We start from the raw sequence: 26,190 nt of genomic DNA, 5'->3' as shown, positions 1-26,190 counted from the left end.
AAATCTCTAAAAATTATACACATGAAAAATTTATTTATTAGCTCAGCTTTTTTGATGTTACTTTTCGCTTCGTGCGATAACAATGATTCTGATAGTAGTACTCCTGCAGAAGCTTCATTGGTTACTTCAAGTAATACTTCTGGGAAAATTACCTATTTAGACCTACTAGCTACAACTCCAATGGTAAAATCATTTACCGTAGGATCAATCGATACAGAGGGAATTTCATATAATAACGAAACTGATGCTGTTATTGTGGCTTCCAGAACTAATAATCGATTGGAAACGTATACCGGATTAAAAACAGCACTTACAGCCGGAACAGATAATTTGATGTTGTCATTAAGTAGTCTTACTGGCGAATTTACTAATGCCAGAGAAACTGCCGTTTCAGGTGATATAGTGGTTGTAACTCAAGATCAACTGGCTTCTAATGGTTTGATTAACAAACTTTTAATTTACAAAAAAACGACAACAGGTTTCTCTTTATTGAAAACATTCACAACAGATTTTAAACTTTGGGGAATACACATGGTAGGAGCTGATTTGTATGCAGTAGCTGATTTGACAGGAGATATTGTTTTATTTAAGGACTTTATGACGAATGCTTCAGGGAATATTGCAGCTACAAAACGTGTAACTATTGCAGGTTTAGTTCGTACACACGGTATTACCTATTCAGCTTCTGATGATGTTATGATTTTAACGGATGTAGCCAGTGCTACTTCAGCAACTGATGGTGGATTAATTGTAATAAAAAATTTCGCTAGTATTTTTGCTTCAACTGCAGCTGCAGGAACAATTGCTTTAACGAATCAAATAAGAGTGTACGGTCCAAATTCACTTTTGGGAAATCCTGTTGATGTTGCGTATGATAGTGCAACAAAATATATTTACGTTGCTGAAAGATTGAATGCAGGAGGACAAGTTCTGACGTATAGTTATCCAACGGCTTCCGGCGATTTTGCTCCAATAAATGTAAGAGCCGAAGCGGGTGTAACTTCAGTTTTTGTTCTTAGAAAATAAAATTACAATTTAGTTTTTTTTTTGAATAACCCCAATTTGGAAATCTGAATTGGGGTTGTTTTTTTTTAATCGGGAACATAACTTTTAAAAGTTCCATTTTTATAAAAAATTACGATTTTATCAATAGCACCAGAATATGATTCTTTAGCGCTATTTTGATTTTCTATTTTTTTTGTTTCCAATGCTGGAATCGGATTTGGGATTTTTATTTCCGAAAATAAATTCTCAGGATTTATTTCAGTATTTAATGGAGTAGGAATATTTTGTTTTGCAACTTGCTCAACGCTGTTTTCTTTTTTATCAAACTGTTCCGAATTTTTTGGAAAAGTTCCTTTTCCGTTTAAAATCCAATACAAATCTACATCAGGAAAAACCTCTAATATTTTAAGAATAAAATCCAAGCTAGGTTTGTTTCTTCCTGAAAGTAGGTGAGACAAACTAGAGCGCTGTACACCAATTTTATCCGCAAAAGAAGAAGCATTCAAACTGTAGTAATCCAGTATAATTTCTAATCTTTTTATAAAATCTTCTATGTTTACCATTGTGAATTAATATTAAAAATTAACTATTTACAAATGTAATTAAAATAGACTGAAATACCAAAATTACAACTGTAAATTGAATTTATTAAATTAAATACTTTAAAGTTTATAATGATATAATCAATCGTAATTAATTGATAAATAATAATATAAATTATATTATATAAATAGATAACAATTGTCAATTATAAAAGTCGGTTCACCGCAATTAAACACCAAATAGTGTTTACATCATTGAAATATTTTAACTTAAAACAGTTTACAAATGTAAATACAAAGATGTTTACTTTTGTAAATCAAATAAAACAGCATGAATTTAGAACAATTATTCAATCAATATAAAGAAGAAACTATTCACGGTCGTTACATTACTTTAGATTCGATTGAGCCGTTATTACAAAAATTAAATACCAATAATCAACTTAAAATTATTGGGAAATCTGTTCTTGGAAAATCTATTTATTCGTATGAAATCGGAGAAGGTAAAACTCGAATTTTCCTTTGGTCGCAAATGCATGGAAATGAAAGTACAACTACAAAAGCATTGTTTGACTTTTTAAATGTATTGCAGAGTGGTTCGGAATTGGCACAAAAATTACTGAATGCATTTACTTTTTGCAGTATTCCAATGTTGAATCCGGATGGTGCAACATTATATACAAGAGAGAATGCTAATAAAGTTGATTTAAATCGCGATTCGCAAGAGCTGAAACAGCCAGAAAGTAAGTTGCTAAGAATGACTTTTGAGTCTTTTAAGCCGGATTATTGTTTTAATCTGCATGATCAGCGAACTATTTTTGGTGTTAGTGATACCGGAAAACCGGCGACATTGTCATTTTTAGCGCCTTCTTATAATGAAGAACGAGAAATAAACGAATCCAGATTGAAAGCTATCAATTTGATTGCGAGTATAAATGAGGTGCTTCAGGAGTATTTACCAAATCAAATTGGGCGTTTTGATGATTCGTTTAATATAAACTGTATTGGTGATATGTTTCAATACTTTGGAGTGCCAACTTTATTGTTTGAAGCGGGGCATTTTGCAAATGATTATGAAAGAGAAGAAACGCGTAAATATGTTTTTATGGCGCTAATTTCTAGTTTTACAACACTTTGCGAAAACGTTATAGTTGATAACGGAATTGATAAATATTTGAATATTCCTCAGAATAAAGTCGTTTTTTATGATTTTATGTATAAAAACATCAAAATAAATTATGATGGTATCGAAATAATCACCAATTTTGCAGCACAATACAAAGAAGAGTTAATTGAAAATCAGATTTGTTTTAATGCCTATGTTTCACAAATAGGAGATTTAGAAAATTATTTTGGTCATTTTGAATACGATGCTAAAGAAGCTTTATATAAAGATGATTTTGATAATATTCCTAAATTAAACCAAAAAGCTGATTTTTATTTAGATAATAACATAAAAGTTGTTAACGGAATGATAAAAATATAATATTTATGTCTTTTTGTTGTTTTTATGTATATTTTTATACTTTGTTATAGCAATTAATAATATTAATTTAAGAATTATGAGTAAATTTCGTTTAGATGAAGTAGATCACCAGATTTTAGATATGTTGATAGACAATACAAGAGTTCCATTTACGGATATTGCAAAAAAATTATTGATTTCTGCAGGAACTGTTCACGTCAGAGTAAAGAAAATGGAGGATGCCGGTATTATCATGGGATCTTCATTAGTTCTTGATTATGATAAATTAGGATATTCTTTTATCGCTTATGTTGGTGTTTTTCTAAACAATACCTCTCAAACAAAATTTGTTTTAGAGCGGATTAATGAAATTCCATTTGTGACGGTAGCTTCTGTTACTACAGGAAAATTTAATATTTTTTGTAAAATTAGAGCTAAAGATACCAAGCATGCTAAAGACGTTATCTTTATGATTGATGATATTGATGGCGTTTACAGAACTGAAACTATGATCTCACTTGAGGAAAGCATAAATGATAAGAAGCGCTTGATGCATACTATTTTCAAAAATATGTAATTAATCTTGAATGCGCTATATTATAAATATAACCTCAAGTTAATTCTTGGGGTTTTTTTATGACAAATTAACTAACTAAACCAACTACAACTGATTATGTACACGCTACCAAAAATTGAACGTTTCAATCAGGACGTTCTTTCTAAATACCACATTTATAATAGTGTTTTTATTACATTACCCTTCGATTCTATTGATAATACTGGGGTTTTGCTTCCTTTATTTACTGATGTTTGCGAAATTGGTTTCAAAAAACAGGAAACGCCTAAGGAAATAGTCGATTTTTTCGCTAAAAGATATTTGCAAAGTGCTTCAGAGACAGAGAAAATTGATTTAATGTTTCGTTTTATTCAATATATCGAGCGTCAGATAGTTTTGTTTGATGCGATTGAAGATGCTGCTTTTCCGGTTGTCAATAATATGGAAGGAAGAGGTTCGTTGAGAGATATTAAGGAAAAGTCAGATGCAAAAGACAAGAAAGAAGAATTGATTGATTTTCTGGAAGATTTCAATGTGAGAACCGTTTTGACTGCGCATCCAACGCAATTTTATCCTGGTGCTGTTCTTGGGATTATCAATGATTTGACAGAAGCTATTCGAAAAAACAACTTACTGGATATTAAGCAATTATTGGCTCAATTAGGTAAGACACCTTTTATTCAAAACGAAAAACCAAATCCTTTTGATGAAGCGGTAAGCTTAATCTGGTATCTTGAAAATGTGTTTTATCAAACTTCTGGAGAGATGGTGCATTACCTTCAAAAGAATATTTTTAATGGAAACTCTATAAAAAACCCATTGATAAAACTTGGATTTTGGCCAGGCGGTGACCGTGATGGGAATCCATTTGTAACAACAGAAATTACTTTGAAAGTGGCTGAACGTTTGCGAACTTCTATTTTGAAATGTTATTATATAGAAATGAGAAATTTAAAAAGAAAATTAACTTTCTCAGGTGTAGATACTTTGGTAACTGAATTAGAACAAAAGCTTTATAGGTCAGTTTTTTATTCTAAAGGTGAAATTTTCATCACTTTGAATGAATTTAAATCACAACTGAATAAAATAAAACAAATTGTTATTGATCAACACCAGTCTTTGTATCTGGATGAATTAGATGCGCTTCTGATAAAAGTGAATCTATTTGGTTTTCATTTTGCTTCTTTAGATATTCGTCAAAATAGTAAAATACATGATACGGTGTTTAAAGATGTAGTAGGGTTGTATTCGAATTCGAATACTTTAGTTTTTCCTAAGAATTATTACGAGCTTTCTGAAGAAGAGAAATTTTCGGTATTGTCTAAGGTTAGAGGTAATCTTGACCCGGTTGTATTTGAAAATGAAATGACGAGATCTACTATCGAGTCGATTCAAGCTATAAAAACAATTCAGGAAAATAATGGGGAATTTGGTGCAAACCGTTATATCATAAGTAATAATGAAAGTGCACTTAACGTGATGGAGACTTTTGCATTATTCCGTTTGAGTAATTGGGAAAATCCATCCGTTGATATTATTCCGCTTTTTGAATCTGTTGATGATTTGCAAAATGCACATGAAATCATGGAGAAATTATATACAAATCCTGCTTATGCGAAACATTTGACCAATAGAAACAACAAGCAAACAATTATGCTTGGTTTTTCTGACGGGACTAAAGATGGTGGGTATTTAATGGCGAATTGGAGTATCTACAAGGCAAAAGAAGAACTTACTGCAATTTCCAGAAAGTATGGTATAAAAGCGATTTTCTTTGATGGTCGTGGAGGCCCGCCAGCCCGTGGAGGTGGAAAAACTCATAAATTTTATGCGTCATTAGGTCCAAATATCGAAAATAATGAGATTCAGGTTACAGTGCAAGGGCAGACTATTAGCTCGAATTTTGGAACGTTAGATTCATGCCGTTATAATTTAGAAAATTTATTAAGTGCCGGTGTAACGAATCAAGTTTTTAGTAAAGGACAAAATGAATTGACTACTAATGAAAAAGATATTTTAGATCAATTAGCTGGTTTGGGATATGAAAAGTATTTGAGCTTTAAAAATCACCCTAAATTCATTCCGTATTTGGAGCAGATGAGTACGTTGAAATATTATGCTAAAACAAATATAGGAAGCCGTCCATCTAAAAGAAGTAAATCAGAGCATTTAGATTTTGCTGATTTACGCGCGATTCCTTTTGTGGGTTCTTGGAGTCAATTGAAGCAAAATGTGCCCGGATTTTTTGGTGTAGGTACAGCTTTGAAATATTTTGAAGATACAAATCAGTGGAATAAAGTTCAGGATTTATATGATAATTCGTTGTTCTTTAAAACCTTGTTAGAAAACAGTATGATGTCCTTGGCAAAATCATTTTTTCCATTAACAGCTTACATGAAAAAAGATCCACAATTTGGTGATTTTTGGCAAATTATTTATGATGAATTTTTAGAAACAAAAAGATTGCTTTTGAAAATCGCGGGTCATAAAGAGCTTATGGAAAATTATCCTGACGGTAAAGCATCCATACAAATAAGAGAGCGTATTGTGTTGCCATTGTTGACAATACAACAATATGCATTGCTTCGTATAAACGAATTAAACAAAGAAGATAAGCCGGATGAGGCTTTAATAAAAGTGTACGAGAAAATTGTTACCCGTTCTCTTTTTGGAAACACAAACGCCAGTAGAAATTCAGCTTAATTATTAAAAATGAAAACAGATCAATTGCCTACAAACGAATATTCAAGTTTCAATGCAACTTATATTCAAGCTGCCGGAAATGTTGAAATGATTGAAGAGTTAGAAATTTCTCTTCATGATTTTATCCGTTTTGTACAAAATATTCCTATGGATAAATTTGATTACAGATATGCCGAAGGAAAATGGACAATTAAAGATATTATTCAGCATATTATTGACACAGAACGCATATTTGCTTATCGTGCGTTACGTATTTCCAGAAATGACAAAACCCCTTTACCGGGTTTTGAAGAGAATGATTATGTGGATAATGCGAGTGCTAACGACAGAAGCATTCAAGATTTATTGACTGAATTTTCCGCTGTAAGACAATCTACTTTGTTGCTTTTTAAAAGTTCTTCAGAAGAACAATTGAAAAGAATGGGAATTGCTTCAAACGCTGCTGTTTCAGTTCGCGCCATTGGTTTTATTATCATTGGACATCAAAAACACCATCAAAAGGTTTTTCAAGAAAGGTATTTATAGCTTATTTGAAACCGCTGGACCAGATTTTTAGCTTATTTTCAAATGACATTGTATTAGCAGGACTAGTGGAAGGCATCACATAATACGTGATGCCTTCTATTTGTCCAAATTTTTTCAGAAAGTATTTATGACTTTCTTTTCCGTTAAAAATAATTTTAGTGATTCCGGGAAATTCTTTGAATAACGTTTCAAAATCATTTTCTTTTTGATGTTTGATATGAATATCCAAACTTCCTTTTCTTTCGCAATTTTCTAAAACATCCCAAAGTCCAATGTTATTCGCTTGGAGTAATTGTATTTTTTCTTCGAAAATTTCAGATATTGGTAAAGTATCCAACAACGTGTACATTATTTTCCAAAAATGATTTCTTTGGTGCGCATAATATTCCTGTTTTTTCAAAGAAGCGATACCAGGCATTGTTCCCAAAATCAAAATTTCGGTTTGAGAATTTACGAAAGGAGGAAAGGATTGTATCATATTAAAATTTAAAGTGCTGCTTTTTCTTTTTCCAGAATGGCTAATGCTAACCGAATTTTTCCATAATCTATTTTTTCTTCAAAATAATCAAAATAAGGTTTTAAGGTATTTGGAAATTCCAGTTTTATTTGCGCTTCAGTAATTTGTAAAACTTCTTCTTTAGAAATAAACGGATTCAAATCAATATCAGCTCCGTCAACATATAGTTTAGCTAAATGAGACATGATGGTGCTTAATCCTAATTTTCTTTTTTGAGCAATTTCCTCGACCGATAATCCATTTTTATATAATTCTAATGTTTCTTTATAAGTTGTGGCTTCTTTTTTCTTTTTAGCGCCTTTTGCTTTCTGGAAATCTTGAATAACTTTTATGAAAGCATCTCCATATTTTTCCAGCTTTGCTCTACCAACTCCATCAATTGCTAATAATTCGGTATCACTCATAGGTCTTTCAGTTTCCATTTGGCGCAAAGCCGCATCACTAAAGATTACATAAGCAGGAACCGATTCTTCTTTAGAAATTTCGTAGCGTAATTTTCTAAGTGTTTCAAAAAGTGAATTGGCAATCACTTTGCTTTTTACTTCCTTGATTTCAGATTTATCGATATTGATTTTTTGAACGGTGGTCAATTGTACTTTTTCGCCTTCAAACAAGACTTTTTTCGCAAAGGCTGTTAATCTTATTTTGTTTTGTTGATGAAAAGCGATTTCACAATAGCCTAAATTTATCAATTGTATTAAATATTGATTCCAATCAAACCAAGAAAGATCAGCACCAATACCGTATGTTTTTAGGTTTTGGTATTCTTTCTCATAAATATAAGCATTTTTAGAACCGCGCAAAAAGTCAATGATTACGGGTAATGGTTCCGTTTCCTGTAACCGAATAATTGCGGATAGTGCTTTTTGTGCAATTACAGTTCCATCGAAAAACAGAGGTGGATTTTTGCAAATATCACAATTTCCACAATTCTCTGTAACCAGTTCACCAAAATAGGAAAGCAATATCTTTCTGCGACAACTTAAAGCATCTGCATATTGCTTCATTCTTTCGAGTTTGGCCAGTTGCACTTCGGTATTCAAACCTTGAGAAGCAAATTTTTGCAATTGAATCATATCGCCGTAACTTTCGAACAATACCGTTTCTGATGGTAAACCATCTCTTCCGGCACGACCAATTTCCTGATAATAGCCTTCAATGTTTTTCGGTAAATTATAATGAATTACCCAGCGCACATTTGATTTGTCAATTCCCATTCCAAAAGCAATGGTTGCACAAACCACTTTACAATCATCGTTGATAAATTCGTCTTGTGTTTTAGAGCGAATTTTAGCGTCTAAACCAGCGTGATAGGCTTTTGCACTAATACCATTTTTTTGTAGTTTTTCAGCGAGTTCCTCTGTTGTTTTTCTGCTTAAGCAGTAAATAATTCCAGATTCATTTGGCTTTTCTTGGATGAAATCTATAATTTGTTTGACTCTGTCTAAAGCGGGACGCACTTCTAAACTCAAGTTTTTTCGATCAAAAGAAGCGACTAAAATTTTAGGATTTATTAGATTTAATTGCTGGCTGATGTCTTTACGTGTAGCTTTATCGGCTGTGGCAGTTAAAGCTAAGATTGGAGTAGAAGGGAAGCGGTTTTTCAGATATCCTAAATTAGTATACGCTGGTCTGAAATCATGTCCCCAAGCCGAAATGCAATGCGCCTCGTCAATAGCAATTAGACTTATGGTCAAACTATTGAAAAGGTTGTCCAGAAAAGATAAACTTTCCGGAGCGATGTACACTAACTTAATTGCGTTAGATTTTAAACGTTCTATATAGAATTGTCGTTCGTTTTCGGTTTGACTACTATTTATAAAACAAGCTTCGATTCCATTGGCTTTTAAACTGTCTACCTGATCTTTCATCAAAGCGATAAGTGGGGAAATTACAATCGTAATTCCTGGAAAAATCAATGCAGGCAATTGAAAGCAAATTGATTTTCCACCACCAGTCGGCATTATTGCTAATGTATCCTGACCGGAAAGAATACAATTTATAATGTCTTCTTGATTGGGTCTGAATTTTTCAAAACCAAAGTTCTCTTTCAGTTTGGCGTGTAAAATTTCATGGGTCATTGTGGTGTATTTAGAGGTCTAAAGTAATAAAAAAAGGAACTCGTGTTGAGTTCCTTTTTATAAATATATTTAAAAATTGGATTATTTAATCCTCATCTTCGTCGTCATCATCTTCATCTGAAAAGTCTTTTTCGTCTGAATCCTCATCGTCGTCATCGTCTCCTGAATCAGAATCCGGTTTATCGATAGTGTCATCATCGTCGTCATCATCGTCGTCATCATCAATGTCATCGTCTAAATCAAGACCTTTGATTGGTTCAACAACATCATCAATGATTATTTCATCATCTTCATCATAATTTTCAATTCTATCAGCAAGTTTAGTGCTCACTTTTACTAAATAAATAGTGTCTTCAGTTCGTACTTCAACTGCTTCAACCAATTCATTTTTAGCGTTTCTAAAACTAATAATGTTTGAATCATCATAACCATCTGGAAATTTATCCACCAATAGGTTTAAAATTTCATTGGTAAGTTTTGCGTAATCAACAATTACTCTTTTCATAAAAAATATTCTATAAATCTAATAAATAAGCGAAAATTAAAGGTGCTACAATGGTAGCATCGGACTCAATAATAAACTTAGGTGTTTTAATGTCTAATTTACCCCAAGTAATTTTTTCATTTGGCACCGCTCCAGAATATGAACCATAACTGGTTGTTGAATCTGAAATCTGACAGAAATAACTCCAAAATGGAATGTCATGCATTTCCATATCTTGGTACAACATTGGTACCACACATATTGGAAAATCTCCAGCAATACCACCACCAATTTGAAAGAAACCTACACCGTTTGTACTATTTTTTGGATACCAATCTGATAAGAAAACCATATATTCAATACCAGATTTCATTGTAGAAGCTTTCAAATCTCCTTTAATTACATACGATGCAAATATATTTCCCATGGTACTATCTTCCCATCCTGGTACAATAATAGGTAAATTTTTCTCAGCAGCTGCATACATCCAACTGTCTTTTAAGTCAATTTCATAATATTCTTCAAGAACACCTGAAAGTAACATTTTGTACATAAATTCATGCGGAAAATATCTTTCGCCTTTGTCATCAGCATCTTTCCAAATTTTGTAAATATGCTTTTGCAAACGACGGAATGCTTCGTGCTCCGGAATACAAGTATCTGTAACACGATTTAAACCTCTTTCTAGTAAATCCCATTCGTCTTGAGGAGTCAAATCACGGTAATTTGGCACTCTTTCATAATGAGAATGAGCTACTAAATTCATGATGTCTTCTTCAAGATTTGCACCAGTGCAAGAAATAATATGAACTTTGTCCTGACGAATTATTTCGGAAAAAATCTTTCCAATCTCTGCTGTACTCATAGCTCCAGCCATGCTCACCATCATTTTTGCACCATTGGCTAATTGTTGTTCGTAAGCCTTAGCTGCGTCAACTAAAGATGCAGAATTAAAATGCAAATAATGCTTTTCAATAAACTGACTGATTGGTCCTTTGCTCATTTTTTAAAATTTAAATACTTAAAAATCATTACATTAGAAATGGTATCTCAAATTTAACGAATTTTTAAATTGACTAATTGAATTATTGTGAATTTATTTTTTCTTGTCGTAACCTAGTATTTTCAAGACATCTTCTGAGGTTTGTTGCTCCGAGAATACCTCAGTTGCCAAAAATCCGTTTTCGTCTCTGTCAATCAATATGTGTTTCGGCTGTGGAATCAAACAGTGATGCAAGCCACCGTAACCACCTATAGTTTCCTGATAGGCTCCGGTATTAAAGAATCCTATATATAATGGTTTTTCTTTATTATACTTTGGTAAATAGATGGCATTCATGTTTTGTTCGGAGTTGTAATAATCATCGCTGTCACAAGTCATTCCGCCCAATAAAACCCTTTCGTAAGTGTCATTCCAGCGATTGACTGCCAGCATGATAAAACGTTTGTTAATTGCCCAAGTATCTGGTAAAGTAGTGATGAATGAAGAGTCAATCATGTTCCACTTTTCTCTGTCATTTTGTTGTTTTTGATACAATATCTGGTAGATAGCTCCACCACTTTCACCTACAGTATAGGAACCAAATTCGGTAAAAATATTTGGAACATCAACTTCAGCTTCATCACAAGCTATTTTAATCTGATTGATGATTTCATCAATCATATATTGATAATCATATTCAAATGCCAATGAGTTTTTTATTGGAAAACCGCCACCAATATTTAATCCGTCAAGAGTAGGACATTCTTTTTTTAATGCCACGTAAACTTTGATACATTTTACTAATTCATTCCAGTAATAGGCATTGTCATTGATACCTGTATTGATAAAAAAGTGCAACATTTTCAGTTCCAATTTCTTATTTTCTTTGATTTCTTTTTTGTAAAATGGAACAATATTTTTGTATCCAATTCCCAATCTTGAAGTATAAAACTCAAATTTAGGCTCTTCTTCCGCAGCGATTCTAATTCCTATTTTGAATTTATTCTTTATCTGACCCTGGAGTAAATCAAGTTCTTCATAATTGTCAATAATTGGAATGGTATTTTTATGACCCGTATTAATAAGTCGCGCTATGTTATCAATATATTGGTCTCTTTTGAAACCATTACAAATTACATACGTGCTTTTATTGATTTTACCGTTTGCCAATAAGTTCTCGACAATATTGATGTCAAAAGCAGATGATGTTTCAATATGGATATTATTCTTAAAAGCCTCATTCATAATGTATTCAAAATGAGAGCTTTTGGTACAATAGCAATAATAATATTTTGCCTCATACTTATTTTTTTCCATTGATTTACGAAACCAGCTTTTGGCTTTGTTGATGTTGTTGGAAATTTGAGGTAAATAAGTAAATTTTAAAGGCGTACCATATTTTTCTACTAGTTTCATCAAATCAATATTGTGAAACTGAAGATTATCTTTGTTTAAAGTAAATTCTTCTTGAGGAAAGTAATAGGTTTGATTGATTAAATCAGAATATTTTGTATTCATTATATTTTAGAATTATAGATTAGAATTGAGAACAATAACTTAATCTAAAATTCAAACTCTGATATTTGCATAAACGATCTGAAGCTTCTCGTTTTCTGCTTTCATGTACTGGAAAATGTCAAAACTAAAGTTTCCTTTTATAGAATAAAACCGTTTCAATATTCTTAGAAAAGACATATTGTTTCGGGTTTTATTAGAACTATAATTTCGCTTGTTTTGGCTTTTTTTCATCGATGCAAATGTAAAAAATATTATATACGCAATGCAATGCTTTTTATAAAAAATAATTAAGATTTATAATCTTGAAACGCTTCAAGAATTAATTCATTTTCAACAGATTGATTGATTTTTATTTTTCCGATACCTTCTATTAAAGCAAACTGTATGTTACCATACTCATTTTTTTTGTCGTGTATCAGTAAATCTAAGATAGGTTCGATATCATTTTCCTCAAAAACAATGGCGTCATATATAGACTTTATGCTTGATTTTATTTGAGAATATTCTTCTGGACTGATTAGGTTTTTATGTAATGAAATGTAACTTTCTAATATCATTCCAACGGCAATGGCTTCTCCATGTAATAAAGTAGTTTTATTTTCATTTTCCAGAAAATAACTTTCAATGGCATGACCCAATGTGTGGCCAAAATTCAATGATTTTCGGATATTTTTCTCAGTAGGATCTTGTATTACAATTTCATTTTTTATTTCGACAGAACGATAGATTAGCGTGTCAAAATCAGCAAAATCTATGGATTTCAAGTCTAAAAATTGCTCCCAATATTCCTTATCATATATTAAACCGTGTTTCAGCATTTCAGCAAGACCGGAGCGCATTTCATTTTGTGGTACCGTTTCAAGATATTGTGTATCGATAAGTACCATTATTGGAACATTAATAACACCAATTTGGTTTTTTAAATTGCCTAAATCAACTCCGTTTTTCCCACCTACAGAAGCATCAACCATTGATAGTAATGTAGTAGGAATGTGAATAAAATCAACTCCGCGCTTGAATGTTGAAGCAACAAAACCACCTAAATCAGTAACAACACCACCGCCCAAATTAATTATAAGGCTTTTTCTGTCAGCACCAAGTTCAGTCAATACATTCCAAATTTGGACGCAAGTCTCGATGTTTTTATTTTCTTCACCGGCATCAAATTCAATGATTTCAATAGTAAGATCGGTTTCTAAAAAAGGGAGAAATTTTGGTATACAAAATTCATTAGTGTTGCTGTCTACAATAATAAAAATTTTTGAATACTTATTTTCTGTCAAATGAAGGTTTAATGCTTCATATCCTTTTTCGTTGAAATGAATCGGATAACTGTTGGCTTGAATTGATTGCATCTGTATTGATTAATTGGAACCGCAAAATAAGGCAATTTTTGCTAAATAATATTCAAAACTCTGTCTATATTTGTACAAAAATTTAACAAATAATGGAAAAAATATTCAATAATACGCAAGTTGCCTTTTCATTAAAAAGTGATACCGAACTTGATAGAGCTTATTTTCTTTTCAAAATGATTGATAATCAACCTCTAGTTCGAATAGGAACTGCGGTTACTAATTTTGCCCTTAAAGCCAATCTTCCTGTTGAAGGTTTGATTCGTGCTACGGTTTTTGACCATTTTTGTGGTGGAGTAAATGAAGTGGACTGTCTTTCTGTGGTTGATAAAATGTATACCAAAGGAGTTTCATCTGTTTTGGATTATTCTGTAGAAGGAAAAGAAGAAGAAGAACAGTTTGATGCTGCGCTTGAAATGACCTTAAAAACAATTGAATTTGCCAAAGAACGTCTAGCGATTCCTTTTGCCGTTTTTAAACCAACCGGTTTTGGTCGTTTTGAATTGTATGAGAAATTAGGAGAAAAACAAACGTTAACTTCTGAAGAACAAGCGGAATGGAATAGAGTAGTGGAGCGTTTTGATTTGGTTTGTAAAGATGCTCATTCTAAAAATGTTGCCCTTTTGATTGATGGTGAAGAAAGTTGGATGCAAGATGCAGCGGATGATTTAGTTACCGAAATGATGCGTAAATACAATAAAGAAAAAGCAATTGTTTTCAATACGTTGCAAATGTACCGTTGGGATCGTTTGGATTATCTGAAAAAATTACACGAAGAAGCCAAAAAAGACGGATTCTTCATTGGAATGAAATTGGTTCGTGGTGCATATATGGAAAAAGAAATTGCACGTGCGGAAGAAAAAGGATATCCATCGCCAATATGCGCTTCAAAAGAAGCAACGGACGAAAATTATGATGCTGCAGTTCGCTATATGATTGAGCACTTAGATATAATGTCAATTTTTGCAGGAACCCACAATGAGTTGAGTACATATACGTTGATGGAATTGATGCAGGAAAAAGGAATTAAAACTAACGATGATAGAATTTGGTTTGGTCAATTGTACGGAATGAGTGATAATATCAGTTACAATCTGGCTGCTCATGGATACAATGTCGCTAAATACTTGCCTTTTGGCCCTGTAAAAGATGTGATGCCGTACTTGATTCGTCGTGCTGAAGAAAATACTTCGGTAGCGGGACAAACGAGTCGTGAATTGACATTAATCAAAACAGAACGCAACAGAAGAAAAGGGAAATAGAAATCAAGTTTTTAATATTCAGATGTATTAAAATCCATAAAAAAAACTCCATTCAGCTTTATTGAATGGAGTTTTTTTTATGTCAAAATGAACAATGAAATTTAAGAATTGCTAAACTGCAGATTACTTAAATTTTTATAGATACCATTTTCTAAAGCTATTAATTCTTGATGTGTTCCTTGTTCGGTGATTTTTCCTTTATCCAAAACCAAAATTTGATCAGCGCTTCGAATGGTTGAAAGACGGTGCGCAATAATGATACTGGTTCTTCCTTCCATCAGAATTTCTAAAGCTTCTTGAACTAGTTTTTCACTCTCGCTGTCTAATGATGATGTGGCTTCATCCAGAATCAAAATACTTGGGTTTTTCAATAAAGCTCTTGCAATTGCAATACGTTGTTTTTGTCCTCCGGAAAGTTTAATGCCTCTTTCTCCCACAATAGTTTCAAATTTTTCAGGAAAACTTTCGATAAAATTATAAGCATTGGCTTGTTTTGAAGCGGTAACAATTTCTTCTTCGGTGGCATTTGGTTTTCCATAAGCAATATTCTCTCTAATGGTTCCTCCAAATAATATCACATCTTGCGGTACAATACTCATGTTTCCGCGAAGACTTTCTAAATCAAAATCATAAATATTTTTTCCGTCAACCAATATTTCTCCTTCATCAATAGTATAAAAACGTAATAAAAGCGAAGCAATAGTCGATTTTCCGGTTCCACTTGGGCCCACAATAGCTATTTTTTGACCAAAATTAGCCGTAAAACTGACGTCTTTCAATACTTTAATTTCTTTTCTCGAATGATAACTGAATGCTACATTTTTGAATGTAACATTACCTTTTATTTTCTGGGTTTCAGCAGCATTTTGAATTGAATTAATTTTTTCAGGAGTTTCATCTAATAATTCAAAAACACGTTCTGTTGCGCCAATCGCTTTTTGGATTTGAGCATAAAGTTCAGCGATTCCTCCAAAAGAAGCACCTACAAATGTGGAATACAATACAAAAGAAATCAATTGTCCCACGCTCATCTCTCCGCTGATGCTCAATCGAACACCATACCAAACTACGGCAACAATGGCTCCAAAAAGACAGAAAATAATGAATGAAGCAAAGTATCCTCTGTATTTCCCACCTTTGATAGCAATCTTAACGACTTCTTTTATTTTTCCGTTGTAACGGGCAATTTCGTACCATTCATTGGCAAAAGCCTTGACAATACTGATTCCTTGCATGGTTTCTTCAACAATTACCTGACTTTCGGCAACTTTATCTTGAACATTTTTTGAATATTTCCTGATGAATCTTCCAAAAATAACAGCAGCAACTGCCACAAGCGGAACTACGGATAACATCAATAAAGTTAACTTGATACTTTCATTGGCCAATAAAAGAACGCCACCAATAATTAAAATAAATTGTCTTAAAAATTCGGCAATTGTTGATGTTAAGGTGTCTTGTATTTGGGTTATGTCAGAACTGATTCGGCTGTTTAATTCCCCAACACGCTTTTGCGAAAAGAAAGACATTGGTAATTTTACCAAATTACTATAAAGCGATACTCTAAGATTGGCTAAGGTATTTTCAGTGAAATTGACAAATAAATACAATCTAAAAAACGAAAAAATCGATTGAAGAAATAAGATTACAATTAAACTTCCAGCAATCATGTTAGCCTGTGCGTTATCTTTGTTTTTTACACAATCAATAAGCATTCCCATTAATTTTGGAAAAGCTAAGGCTGTTGCTCCTGTAAATAATAAAAAAATTAAACCTACATAAAATTTCCAACGGTGACTTCCTGCATATTGAAATATTACAGTTGCTTTTTGGAGAGAACTTGCGGTAATTTTTGATTTTGGTAAATCGTTTTCTTTGAACCTGGCCATTATCTATTGTTTATGTCGCAAATGTAAGACTATAACGAATCAATACAAAAAAATAGTAGCGTTTCATTATTAACATAAAGCGCTATTATAGAGCGTAAAAGCAAATAGAGTCAATATTTTATTGATTTTTTTTACTGTTTTGCTTGCAGATACGATTTCTAGCTGTATATTTGCACTCGCAATACGGAAATGAAAAGATCTAAATTGTACTAGGGCGATTAGCTCAGCTGGTTCAGAGCACCTCGTTTACACCGAGGGGGTCGGGGGTTCGAACCCCTCATCGCCCACAAAAAACTCCATTAGAAATAATGGAGTTTTTTTATGTCTTGATTTTTTTAAAACCTCTGAGCGATAAAATGGTAAATTCACAGGATTATGCTATGCGTCTTTTTTCTTTAGAATTCGTCCTCTCGGCTCATCCCCCTCATAAAGCACAATTTCAGAATGAAGAAACTGTGCGGCAGCTGCAGAGTCATTAACTTTTGTAGCACTGCGTTTTAACATTTCTGATTCAAACTCAGTTAATACACTTTCTCTTATTCCGGTTTTTCGCCATTCTGATAAAGGTCTGCATTCTTTTGAGATTCCCCTAGCCAGCGAAAGTGCATCTAGCAAGGCTTGATTGGCTCCTTGTCCTTTAAATGGACTCATGGGGTGAGCTGCATCGCCAATTAGAGTTACTTTTCCTAATTTCGCTAATAATTCTGAATTGAGTAATTCTCGGTCATAAACAGGATAGCCAGAAATTTGGGGTTCTTGAGTTGCTGCTAAAATTTGAGGAATGGGACTGTGCCACTGTGTTCTACGACACGCTTCTTCTTTTAGCGCTTGAGGTCCTTGAGAGCTTAATTCTTTTGCTTCTTTTTCGGTCATTGGAAAACTAAGTTGCCACATTATCGAATCTGAAGTGTAAGGCATAATGTAAATTCGTTCGTTTCCATTGGCGGTTTGAAATACAGTTGCAGAGTCTAGTAAAGGGCTTGTAAGATCTTCAAGAGCACTTAAAGGACAAATTCCTAATATAACAATGCAATCCAGATAGCGTAAAGGAGTAATATCTTCGCCAATCAGTAACCTCCGCACCGAACTACGAATTCCATCAGCTCCAACTACAAGATCTGCTTTGTAGCTCTTTATTGCGTCATTTACTTGAAAGTTTAGATCAATATTATCCTTAGATTCTTTAAAGTCTACTAATTGGTGTCCCCATTGTACCGTATCATTTCCACCAAGTTGTTGAAGTAATGCTAAGCGTAAGGATTGTCGTGCGATATGGATATTGGTACGTTTCTGAAAAATTTTCGCATCAGACTGTACCCACTTTCTAATTCCCCATTCGCCAATAACGTTTCCATCGGTAGTATGAACCACATGTTTTGTGGAAATCACACCTTCCTCTAACGAAAAAATACCCAACCCCTCAATTGCTTTACTTGCTTGCTGCAAAGTAAGCCCGTACCCTTGAGATCGAGCTTCGAAGTTATTGTCGCGTTCAAAAAGTGTAAAGGGAATTCCGCGGTGTAAACATGCCACAGCAAGAGCTACGCCTCCAATACCGCCTCCAATAATTGCAACATGTGGGTAGTTTGTTGCATCAGCTACAGGAGGACTGGAAGAGCGAAGCAGCCCAGATCCGGAACATTTCAAGCAGGAGTGAAGGTGGCCTTTAGGAGGAACTGGAGCTGTCCCTTTACTTTTCGTTTTCTTAAATTGCTCTAATGCTATCTGGTAGTGGAGTCGTGCTTTTTTGGTTAGTCCTCGACTTTTCTTGCCTCTACCTTGGCATTCTAAGCACATGGTCCAGCTTGCTTCTTTATTTTCCACTTTTTTCACTTCCTTTTTATTTAACTTGATCTTGACTCCTCTCTATAAGAAAAACTTAGCCGATATTACTGATGATGGTTTTATTAGTAAAGTAGTGATTATGACTTTCATTACTTCTATATAATTTAACGTGAGAAATTTATATTTTCAGCATTTTTCAGCTTGTGGCAGTTGAGTAACTTTAATACAAAAGATTAGCAGTACAAAACTACTTTTTTCAAATTGAAATAGAAAGGATTTCTCAGCGCTATTTTATTTAAATCCTGCAAAAAAATGGTTTCTAAACAGGTTCGTAAGGACCACAAAAATTATCCTAATGATTAAAGGTTTCTTAAATTGATTTGAATGTATTTTTACTTATCGTAATTTAGCAATACGATAACCTAAATATGTAAACCATGAAAAGGAAAATCATTTTTGTCTCATTATTACTGGGCTTTGTTCTATCTACTAATGCTCAAAAGAAAATAGAAACCACTGAATTACCAAAAGCAGCACAGGATTTTCTGCAAAAATATTTTAATCATACATCAGTTAATATCGCTAAGAAAGATGCAGAACACGGTGAAAAAGGATATGAAGTCAAGCTTAAAGATGGTACCGAAGTAGAATTTTGGAAAGACGGTGCCTACCGTGAGGTAGATGGTGGCAAAAAACCTATTCCAACTGCATTCATCCCCAAATCAGTCAAAGATTACGTGGCAAAAAATTATCCGGATGAAAAAATCACGCACATTGATTATGGACACAAAAACCTCGATGTGGATTTAACGAACAATATTGATCTAGAATTTACGAAGGAAGGTAAAATTTTAAAAGGAAAAAAAACTAAATTTTAAGAAAATAGTTTGTAAAAGTTATAGTATCAATAACAAAAAACTCCATTAGAAATAATGGAGTTTTTTATGGTTCAAATATTGTATTCAAAAATTCATAAACTTTTTTGTTAGGACCAAAAATAGATTTTAACATCTTTCCATTTTAGACTCTTATCCATAGTTTAATCTTCTATTAATTTTTCGGTTTTAGTTAAGAATTTTTCTGTGGCTTCATCAATATCAATATTCATTCTTTCAGCCAATACGGTTAGCCACCAGATAGATTCCCCTAATTTGTGTTTGAGTTGTTCTTGGGTATTTTCTTTTGGCCATCTTCCTTGCTGCGACATTGTAAGTCTGCCTACTAAACCAGCATCGGTAAGGAAAGCCAAGGCATCTTCTTCTACAGTCCATTCACTCCCGTGGTGCATAAGTTCTAATTCGTGGTAGCGTTTTCTTATTTTAAGGAACGTTGTTTCAATTGTTCAAAGTCTATTGATGCCATTTATGTAATTTTTTAGTTTGAAAGATATCTATTTTTAGTTTGTTATAAATGCTAAAATCAGATCAAGAGATACACTTTTTAATTACTGTTTCTTCAAATCCGGTAAAAAATGGTTCATAAATAGTTCCGTTTGAACCATGAAAATTGGAAACAGATTAGATCTTGGATCATATTACAATGCAATTGGAGCGGCAAGACAACTTTCAGGAATGTCAAATGCGTTTACTAAAGAAACTGCATCCGGCCTAATTTCCCAGCAAAGTTGATTCACCATCTTGCGTATGGCTTTTGTTTTTACGCCTTCCATATAACCATCTTCAAGATACCAGCCTTTATTTTTTTCAATCTGTGAAAGGGCATATAATTGGCTCAATTTCAACATAATTCCCTTGCTTTTTTTGTCCTCGATACTCTGAATTGCTTTTTGAAATTGTTCCAAAACAATTCGTTCGAGATACGCCTGAGCAGCATCAATCATCTGGTGCTGTACCACATTAAAGGCATCATAGGGTTCAAGTCCGCCGTCAATTAGTTTTTTTAATCGCTTTGCTGCAGAAGCTAATGTCGTTTTTTCCCTGTGTTGAAAAGCAGTCAAATGAAACTCTTCATCGAGTATATGGATATCATCCGTTTTTCGGGTTACAATTGGATTTTTTTCAGAAATTGCAGTTTTGGCATTCTCATAAACGTAATTAATTATGCCCATAGCATCCATTTTTCCAAATGATTTTCGGAATTCTGACAAACGATTCTTAGCTACCAATTGCATCAATACAGTATTGTCCCCTTCAAAAGTAGTATAGATTTCGGTGTCATTTTTTAAGGCATCAATACGATTTTCAGACAGATATCCTTTGCCACCACAAGCTTCGCGACATTCCTGCAAAACAGCTGTTGTACTCCAAGTTGAGTAGGCTTTCATTCCGGCAGCGAGCGCTTCAATTTCCTGCATTTCAGATTCCTTTTTATTCATAAAACGGGAAGTCAAATAGTGTAATGCAAAATGTATCGCATAGGTTTTTGCCAGCAATGGAATTAGTCTGCGTTGATGCATACGATAATTCAAGATTGGGACTTCTGAGCCTCCTTCTGGTCCAAATTGCCTGCGTTTGTCACTATATTTAATTGCTATTGTTAATCCTGATTTGGCTGCAGCCAATGCAGATCTAGGAATTCCAATTCGTCCACCTACCAAAGTTCCAAGCATTGTAAAAAAACGTCGATTGTCACTTGGGATTGGGCTTTCAAATTTTCCATCATCATTTACCGAGGCAAAGCGATCCAGCATATTTTCTTTTGGGATGGAAACATTTTCAAAACGAATTGTTCCGTTGTCTACGCCATTAAGTCCCATTTTAAGGCCGCAATCACCAATAGTAATACCTTTCAGGATTTTACTATTCGTATCACGTATTGGAACAATAAAGGCATTCACTCCGTAATCAATTTTATCAATGATTAATTTGGCAAAAACCGTAGCCATCTGACCGTGCACTGCCGCGTTACCTATGTATTCTTTCTGTGCATTTTCATGAGGTGTATGAATAATAAATGTTTGGCTGTCGTGATTATATGTTGCCGTTGTTTCTATTCCTTTTACATTCGAACCGTGATTGGTTTCGGTCATTGCAAAACAGCCGGGTAACTGGAGTGAACCAATATTTTTTAAGTATTTGCTATAATGTTTTTCTGTTCCGAGCGATTGTATGCTCATTCCCCAAAGCCCGAATTGTACCCCAAACTTGATTACCAGACTTAAATCGTGATAACTCAATGTTTCCATGATGGCAAAGTAATCGCCAATGTTTTCACCGCCGCCGTATTGCTTCGGATAAGCCATGTTTCCTAAGTTTTCCTCCGCAAGGATTTTACACCAATCGTATACTTTTTCACGGTAGACAGCAGTATCAGTAGAAGCTTCGTAGGCAAACTCTGGTCGGCTGATGATTGACTTTACCTTTTTAATAATTGTGGACTGTTCTCCATCCAGAATCTGGGTTAGTTTTTCTATATCGAATGTGTGGGTAGATTGGTAATTTGAAGTAAAGGTTTTTGACTTTGTTTTAAAATTTCCAATTGCTTCTTCGCCTAAAATTCCCAGATCATTTTCCAGTTTTATAAAAGCAGCTGCGAGATCTTTAATAATTGTATCATTTTCCGAAAGCACAATAGAAATATCAAAAATGGATTTGATTGAAGGTTTTCCTTGGATCGTTTTCTCTATTTCAGCTTTCCAATCAGCAAGCAGTTCTCTTGACGGCGGAGATGAAATGGCTACTTTTGAAAGAAGAAATTCCTGTTCCTTTTCGGAAATCCAACTCTGGGAACGAATAAAATCTTGTAACGTAATGAATTCTTTTTGTGTTAAGAGGTCGTCTGACCACACCAGATAAAAAAGAGGGATAAAGGCTTTGAGCTTTGAATTTTCCATAGTAAACTTTTAATAAAATAAAAATTTTAAGTTTGGTTAAGATAGGAAAATTTAATGATTAAAGGGAAGGAATAATGGTATACTTATAAATTCGGAAGGGGGAAATATTTGATTATTTGAACAAAAAATGAAATTGAATTAATCTAATGTCAGGGCACCTAAAATTTCTTCGGACATAAAAGGTCCGCCGGGATATTTGGCTGTATAATCTAAATTCATCCAGATTTGACCGCGCTCATCAACGTGATAATGAAGTTTATTTTCGTTACTTTCATTGACAAATAGGACATTTTTAATTAGAAAATTGACTTTTTCTAAATCAGTAAGTGAACCTATCAGTATTTCTGGATAAATATGTCCTGTAGTATGAATTAATCGGGGAGTTCCACCGATAGACTTGATACTGGCAGCCATTAATATGGAATGATCATCACAATCTCCTGAAAAGTAAAGCAGTGATTCCGTAGCCGTAGCGATATAATCTCTTGCTTTTGGGTCGCTTACGTAGTTCCATCGGCTATTTATTTCTTTGAAAACGGCAAAGCATTGTATGATGGTTCTGTAATCAGAATACCCTTTTATGTCTTTAAAATGTTTTGAGGTTGCCATAACCGCAAAATTCCGGACTTTCGGATTTTGATACTCGATGGCATTAATAATTTTTGATTTATTGGGAAACGGAAGCAATTTTGCAATGATGATATCTTGTGGATATGGATTGTCGGACATGGTGTACATAATTGAATTATAATCTTCAAAAACGCTGTTAAATCCATAGTTTCCAATTGTCGAACCGTAAACCAAAACCAATAAATATAGAATGATACAAAAGAGAATTATTGTTCTCAAGAATCGAAGGATAATTTGAATAACAACAATCATCAATAGAAACAAAACGACTCTGTCGATGTTCAGAAACCAATTGGGATTGATTAAGTTTTGATGAACAATAATAAAGAGTGGAATAGCAATTAATATGTTTAGGATAAAAATAATAACGTCATCCCAAGGTTTTTTGACCTGAAATCGCTGTTTAATACCCTGAAAATTAATTTCTTTTATTTTTATCATAGCAAAAATAAAAACAGCAATCTAGACTGTTTTTACAATATCCTCAAAAGTACCTTTTTTATCGATAATTTTAAGTTGAAAAAGTTGATTTTGAACTTTGTTTAACATTTCTGCTGCTAATGGTTTTTGTGACCATTGCGTTAATGACAACCATTCTTGAATATCTTCTATTTTTTGGTGGTAATTTGAAGCCAACGTTTTGTCAATACTTGGAATATCTTTGAATTCAAGCGTAGTTTGATTAATGATTGCAAGAATTTTTGAAATAACGGCTGGATTTTTTTCCAAAACTTCCTCACGAACCGCAATTACAAAACAAGGCCAAGGCGTAGGGCAATCAGCAATTCTGCGGAAAATACCTTTGTCTACAAGTGGTTTGGTCATGAAACGCTCCCACATAAAATAATCGGCGGTTCCATTTGTCAAAGCTTCGACAGCTCCATCAATGGTATTTATAATTTCAAACTGAAGATTATCTGTTTTCCAACCTTGATTATCAGCATTTACATACGCCATTAATTGCGAACCGGAACCTAATCTGGAAATAGCCACTTTGGTGTTTTCTAAGTCAGCCAATGTCTTGTAATTTGATTTTGCTGCTACGTGAATTCCCCAAATCAAAGGGCTTTCTACATAAACCTGAACTATTTTACTCGGGTTTCCGGCAACAATATCTTTTACGATTCCTTCCGTTAGGATTACGGCAATATCAGTTTCGCCATCACGAAGCATTTGACACATTTTTCCGGTTCCTTCTGGAACGTCAGTCCATTGCAAATCGATGTTTTCTTTTTCGAAATCTCCGTTTTCTATTGACAAATGCCAGGGAAGATTGAAATGTTCCGGAACTCCAGCTATTTTTATTGTTTTCATTATAGGTTAGGATTTTTTAATTCGTACCAATTCCAAGAAACACCGTCTTCCAGATATTGTTCAGTCATTTTCAGTCCAATTTTTTGTAATATTCTGTTTGAGGCGATATTATCTGTATGCGCTGCGGCTTCCATGATTTTGATTTTCATTACATTAAAACCATAATCAAGCCATGCAAAACTGGCTTCACTGGCGTATCCTTTGCCCCAGAATTTTTCATTTAACCGATAGCCAATATCATAGAAATGAACTTTGTTATTCACCATTTCAGTGTTGTATTTTAATCCAGCCCAACCAATTAATTCATTAGTTTCTTTCAAAACAACCACAAATCGCCCAATATTATTTTGAATGTATTGTGCTCTAACAAGTTCTATATAGGAATGTACTTCGCTAATATCTGTCAATGGTTTGTTCCAAAGATATTGATGTACCTTAGGATTGCTGTCCATTTCAAATAAAGTGTCGGCATCTGAAACTAGCATTTCTCTTAAAATTAATCGGTCGGTTTCTAAAATAAGATTCATGTTTTACTAAAAATTTGATGGTTCCCGATTTAGCCCTGATGGCAACGTAAATCCTATTTTGCCGTGGTTCGGCGCAATAGATTGCAGTGTACAGCAGGAATTAGCTCCTGAAATTACACATTAATATCTTTGAAATTATTCAATCTCGCATAACGAATCATATTGGTGAACGCCTCTTGATCCAGTTTTGGTATTTCCATAATGGAGTTCAGCAAAGTGGTATCATATTCGTTGGCAGCTGTCGTGAAATATGGGTTTAAATGTTTTCCAATACTTTCGTAATACAATTTTTCGATCGTATTTTTATATTTAAAGTCTAACGAATTTTGTATCAAAGTAAAATTGGTATAGCCAACTTCTTTCATAATCAACCGCAATCCATTTACCATATTGAAACTCTTATTATGTACAATGTTAAGCTGTTCAATATCTTCTCTTTGAAACGTATTGACAATCACTTTTGCCACATAATCAACAGGGATAATATTCAAAACGGTGTCTTCGTTAACGATAAAACGCACATTTTCTTGTTCCCCTTTTCGCTGAGAAGTAAAGTGAAAGAATTTTGCCAAAAGATAAAAAACCATATATTTTGAAATAAAATATGGATTTTCGGTTCCTAACATTTTACCTCCAATAACACTTGGACGCAGAATTTGAAAAGGCAAATCTATTTTTTTACATTCTTCCGCTATAAAATTTTCTGAGTGAAATTTGGCATTTTCATACGCATTGCGATGCTCCGGTTTGAATCCTAAACTATGAAAATCATTGTCAATCAATCCTTTTCGGTTTCCAGATGAAAAAGCAGTTCCGATGTAAATAAACTTTTTTATGAAAGGATGAAATAGATTGAAAAGCGATTTAGTGATTTTAGTATTTTCATCAAAAATCTTTTCCCGTTGCTCTTCATCAGTAGATAAATTCACGAATCCAGCAGAATGGATGAAATAAGCATCTTTTATTTGGCTTGAAAAAGTATCTTGAATCTCAGCCAAATCAGTATCGATGATTTCAATGTATTCGTGCAATTTTTCTATGCCTTTGTCTTTTATAATTTTTGGCGTATAACTGCTCGATAAAAGTTCGTTTATGCGATCTAAAGCAGATTTTTTTCCTTTATTTCGGGCAATTATAAAAAGTTTACCATCAATTTTAGTGTTGATGAAAAGCTCCAGAATTTCATACATAATATGAGATCCCAGAACTCCTGTTGCACCTGTAAGTATTATTTTCATTATCGTTTTGTTCTAAGAA

General features: G+C 33.5%; 22 protein-coding genes and 1 tRNA gene. 8 read left to right on the top strand and 15 right to left on the bottom strand.

Features of this window, described 5'->3' with window-relative positions; genetic code table 11:
- Window positions 1-21 precede the first annotated feature (21 nt).
- Complete coding sequence (locus QLS97_RS15585) at window positions 22-1,026, top strand: hypothetical protein (protein WP_282717940.1); 1,005 nt, start codon at window positions 22-24, stop codon at window positions 1,024-1,026.
- A gap of 65 nt (window positions 1,027-1,091) precedes the next feature.
- Here QLS97_RS15585 and QLS97_RS15580 read toward each other — a convergent pair whose 3' ends face one another.
- Window positions 1,092-1,568 carry a helix-turn-helix domain-containing protein gene (locus QLS97_RS15580; RefSeq protein WP_282717939.1) on the bottom strand — a complete coding sequence of 159 codons (477 nt, stop codon included), beginning with the start codon at window positions 1,566-1,568 and terminating at the stop codon, window positions 1,092-1,094.
- A gap of 310 nt (window positions 1,569-1,878) precedes the next feature.
- Between QLS97_RS15580 and QLS97_RS15575 the strand changes: the two genes are divergently transcribed.
- The 4 genes from QLS97_RS15575 (at window position 1,879) to QLS97_RS15560 (ending at window position 6,796) form a co-directional block, all read left to right on the top strand.
- A complete protein-coding gene (locus tag QLS97_RS15575; RefSeq protein ID WP_282717938.1) occupies window positions 1,879-3,033 on the top strand; it encodes a M14 family metallopeptidase in 1,155 nt (384 codons plus the stop codon).
- Between the two features lie 76 nt (window positions 3,034-3,109).
- Window positions 3,110-3,589: an Lrp/AsnC family transcriptional regulator gene (locus tag QLS97_RS15570; protein ID WP_072943262.1), complete on the top strand. Its 480-nt coding sequence runs from the start codon at window positions 3,110-3,112 to the stop codon at window positions 3,587-3,589.
- Between the two features lie 96 nt (window positions 3,590-3,685).
- A complete protein-coding gene (locus QLS97_RS15565) occupies window positions 3,686-6,271 on the top strand; it encodes a phosphoenolpyruvate carboxylase (protein WP_282717934.1) in 2,586 nt (861 codons plus the stop codon).
- A gap of 9 nt (window positions 6,272-6,280) precedes the next feature.
- Window positions 6,281-6,796, top strand: a complete 516-nt coding sequence (locus QLS97_RS15560) for a DinB family protein (protein WP_282717931.1) — start codon at window positions 6,281-6,283, stop codon at window positions 6,794-6,796.
- A gap of 1 nt (window position 6,797) precedes the next feature.
- On the opposite strand, the gene QLS97_RS15555 is transcribed toward QLS97_RS15560, so the two are convergent.
- From QLS97_RS15555 to aroB, 6 genes are all read right to left on the bottom strand, one after another.
- On the bottom strand, window positions 6,798-7,274 hold the full coding sequence (locus QLS97_RS15555; protein WP_282717929.1) for a DNA-deoxyinosine glycosylase: 477 nt from the start codon (window positions 7,272-7,274) through the stop codon (window positions 6,798-6,800).
- 8 nt (window positions 7,275-7,282) lie between these two features.
- Window positions 7,283-9,394 carry a DNA helicase RecQ gene (gene recQ, locus QLS97_RS15550; RefSeq protein ID WP_282717927.1) on the bottom strand — a complete coding sequence of 704 codons (2,112 nt, stop codon included), beginning with the start codon at window positions 9,392-9,394 and terminating at the stop codon, window positions 7,283-7,285.
- Between the two features lie 85 nt (window positions 9,395-9,479).
- Window positions 9,480-9,899, bottom strand: coding sequence for a DNA primase (locus QLS97_RS15545; RefSeq protein ID WP_282717925.1), 420 nt, complete (start codon window positions 9,897-9,899; stop codon window positions 9,480-9,482).
- 10 nt (window positions 9,900-9,909) lie between these two features.
- Window positions 9,910-10,881, bottom strand: coding sequence for a deoxyhypusine synthase family protein (locus QLS97_RS15540; RefSeq protein ID WP_073208830.1), 972 nt, complete (start codon window positions 10,879-10,881; stop codon window positions 9,910-9,912).
- A gap of 93 nt (window positions 10,882-10,974) precedes the next feature.
- Window positions 10,975-12,378 carry a type III PLP-dependent enzyme domain-containing protein gene (locus QLS97_RS15535; protein WP_131916572.1) on the bottom strand — a complete coding sequence of 468 codons (1,404 nt, stop codon included), beginning with the start codon at window positions 12,376-12,378 and terminating at the stop codon, window positions 10,975-10,977.
- Between the two features lie 287 nt (window positions 12,379-12,665).
- A complete protein-coding gene (aroB, locus tag QLS97_RS15530; RefSeq protein ID WP_282717921.1) occupies window positions 12,666-13,733 on the bottom strand; it encodes a 3-dehydroquinate synthase in 1,068 nt (355 codons plus the stop codon).
- A gap of 92 nt (window positions 13,734-13,825) precedes the next feature.
- Here aroB and QLS97_RS15525 point away from each other — a divergent pair, with 92 nt between their 5' ends.
- On the top strand, window positions 13,826-14,995 hold the full coding sequence (locus QLS97_RS15525; protein WP_282717919.1) for a proline dehydrogenase family protein: 1,170 nt from the start codon (window positions 13,826-13,828) through the stop codon (window positions 14,993-14,995).
- 101 nt (window positions 14,996-15,096) lie between these two features.
- Here QLS97_RS15525 and QLS97_RS15520 read toward each other — a convergent pair whose 3' ends face one another.
- Window positions 15,097-16,884, bottom strand: a complete 1,788-nt coding sequence (locus tag QLS97_RS15520; protein ID WP_282717918.1) for an ABC transporter ATP-binding protein — start codon at window positions 16,882-16,884, stop codon at window positions 15,097-15,099.
- Window positions 16,885-17,096: 212 nt separating this feature from the next.
- Between QLS97_RS15520 and QLS97_RS15515 the strand changes: the two genes are divergently transcribed.
- Window positions 17,097-17,171, top strand: a tRNA-Val gene (locus QLS97_RS15515).
- A gap of 91 nt (window positions 17,172-17,262) precedes the next feature.
- Here the strand turns inward: QLS97_RS15515 and QLS97_RS15510 are convergent.
- Complete coding sequence (locus tag QLS97_RS15510) at window positions 17,263-18,681, bottom strand: FAD-dependent oxidoreductase (RefSeq protein ID WP_282717917.1); 1,419 nt, start codon at window positions 18,679-18,681, stop codon at window positions 17,263-17,265.
- A gap of 425 nt (window positions 18,682-19,106) precedes the next feature.
- Between QLS97_RS15510 and QLS97_RS15505 the strand changes: the two genes are divergently transcribed.
- Window positions 19,107-19,547 (top strand): PepSY-like domain-containing protein, encoded by a 441-nt coding sequence (locus QLS97_RS15505; protein ID WP_282717916.1) that lies wholly within the window; start codon window positions 19,107-19,109, stop codon window positions 19,545-19,547.
- A gap of 161 nt (window positions 19,548-19,708) precedes the next feature.
- Here QLS97_RS15505 and QLS97_RS15500 read toward each other — a convergent pair whose 3' ends face one another.
- The 6 genes from QLS97_RS15500 to QLS97_RS15475 form a co-directional block, all read right to left on the bottom strand.
- Window positions 19,709-19,957 carry a nucleoside triphosphate pyrophosphohydrolase family protein gene (locus QLS97_RS15500; protein ID WP_282717915.1) on the bottom strand — a complete coding sequence of 83 codons (249 nt, stop codon included), beginning with the start codon at window positions 19,955-19,957 and terminating at the stop codon, window positions 19,709-19,711.
- A 246-nt stretch (window positions 19,958-20,203) separates the two neighbouring features.
- Complete coding sequence (locus tag QLS97_RS15495; protein ID WP_282717913.1) at window positions 20,204-22,462, bottom strand: acyl-CoA dehydrogenase family protein; 2,259 nt, start codon at window positions 22,460-22,462, stop codon at window positions 20,204-20,206.
- A gap of 138 nt (window positions 22,463-22,600) precedes the next feature.
- Window positions 22,601-23,533, bottom strand: coding sequence for a transglutaminase (locus QLS97_RS15490; protein WP_282717912.1), 933 nt, complete (start codon window positions 23,531-23,533; stop codon window positions 22,601-22,603).
- A gap of 21 nt (window positions 23,534-23,554) precedes the next feature.
- Window positions 23,555-24,406: a substrate-binding domain-containing protein gene (locus tag QLS97_RS15485; protein WP_282717911.1), complete on the bottom strand. Its 852-nt coding sequence runs from the start codon at window positions 24,404-24,406 to the stop codon at window positions 23,555-23,557.
- Window positions 24,406-24,933: a GNAT family N-acetyltransferase gene (locus QLS97_RS15480; protein WP_282717910.1), complete on the bottom strand. Its 528-nt coding sequence runs from the start codon at window positions 24,931-24,933 to the stop codon at window positions 24,406-24,408. The genes QLS97_RS15485 and QLS97_RS15480 overlap by 1 nt, the downstream gene beginning before the upstream one ends.
- Window positions 24,934-25,046: 113 nt before the next feature.
- A complete protein-coding gene (locus QLS97_RS15475) occupies window positions 25,047-26,171 on the bottom strand; it encodes an SDR family oxidoreductase (protein ID WP_282717909.1) in 1,125 nt (374 codons plus the stop codon).
- Window positions 26,172-26,190: the final 19 nt, after the last annotated feature.

The sequence above is a fragment of the Flavobacterium yafengii genome, from assembly GCF_030010375.1.
Lineage (GTDB): Bacteria > Bacteroidota > Bacteroidia > Flavobacteriales > Flavobacteriaceae > Flavobacterium > Flavobacterium yafengii.
Note: the sequence above shows the minus strand (reverse complement) of the source record. Positions and strands in the feature narration are given on the sequence as shown.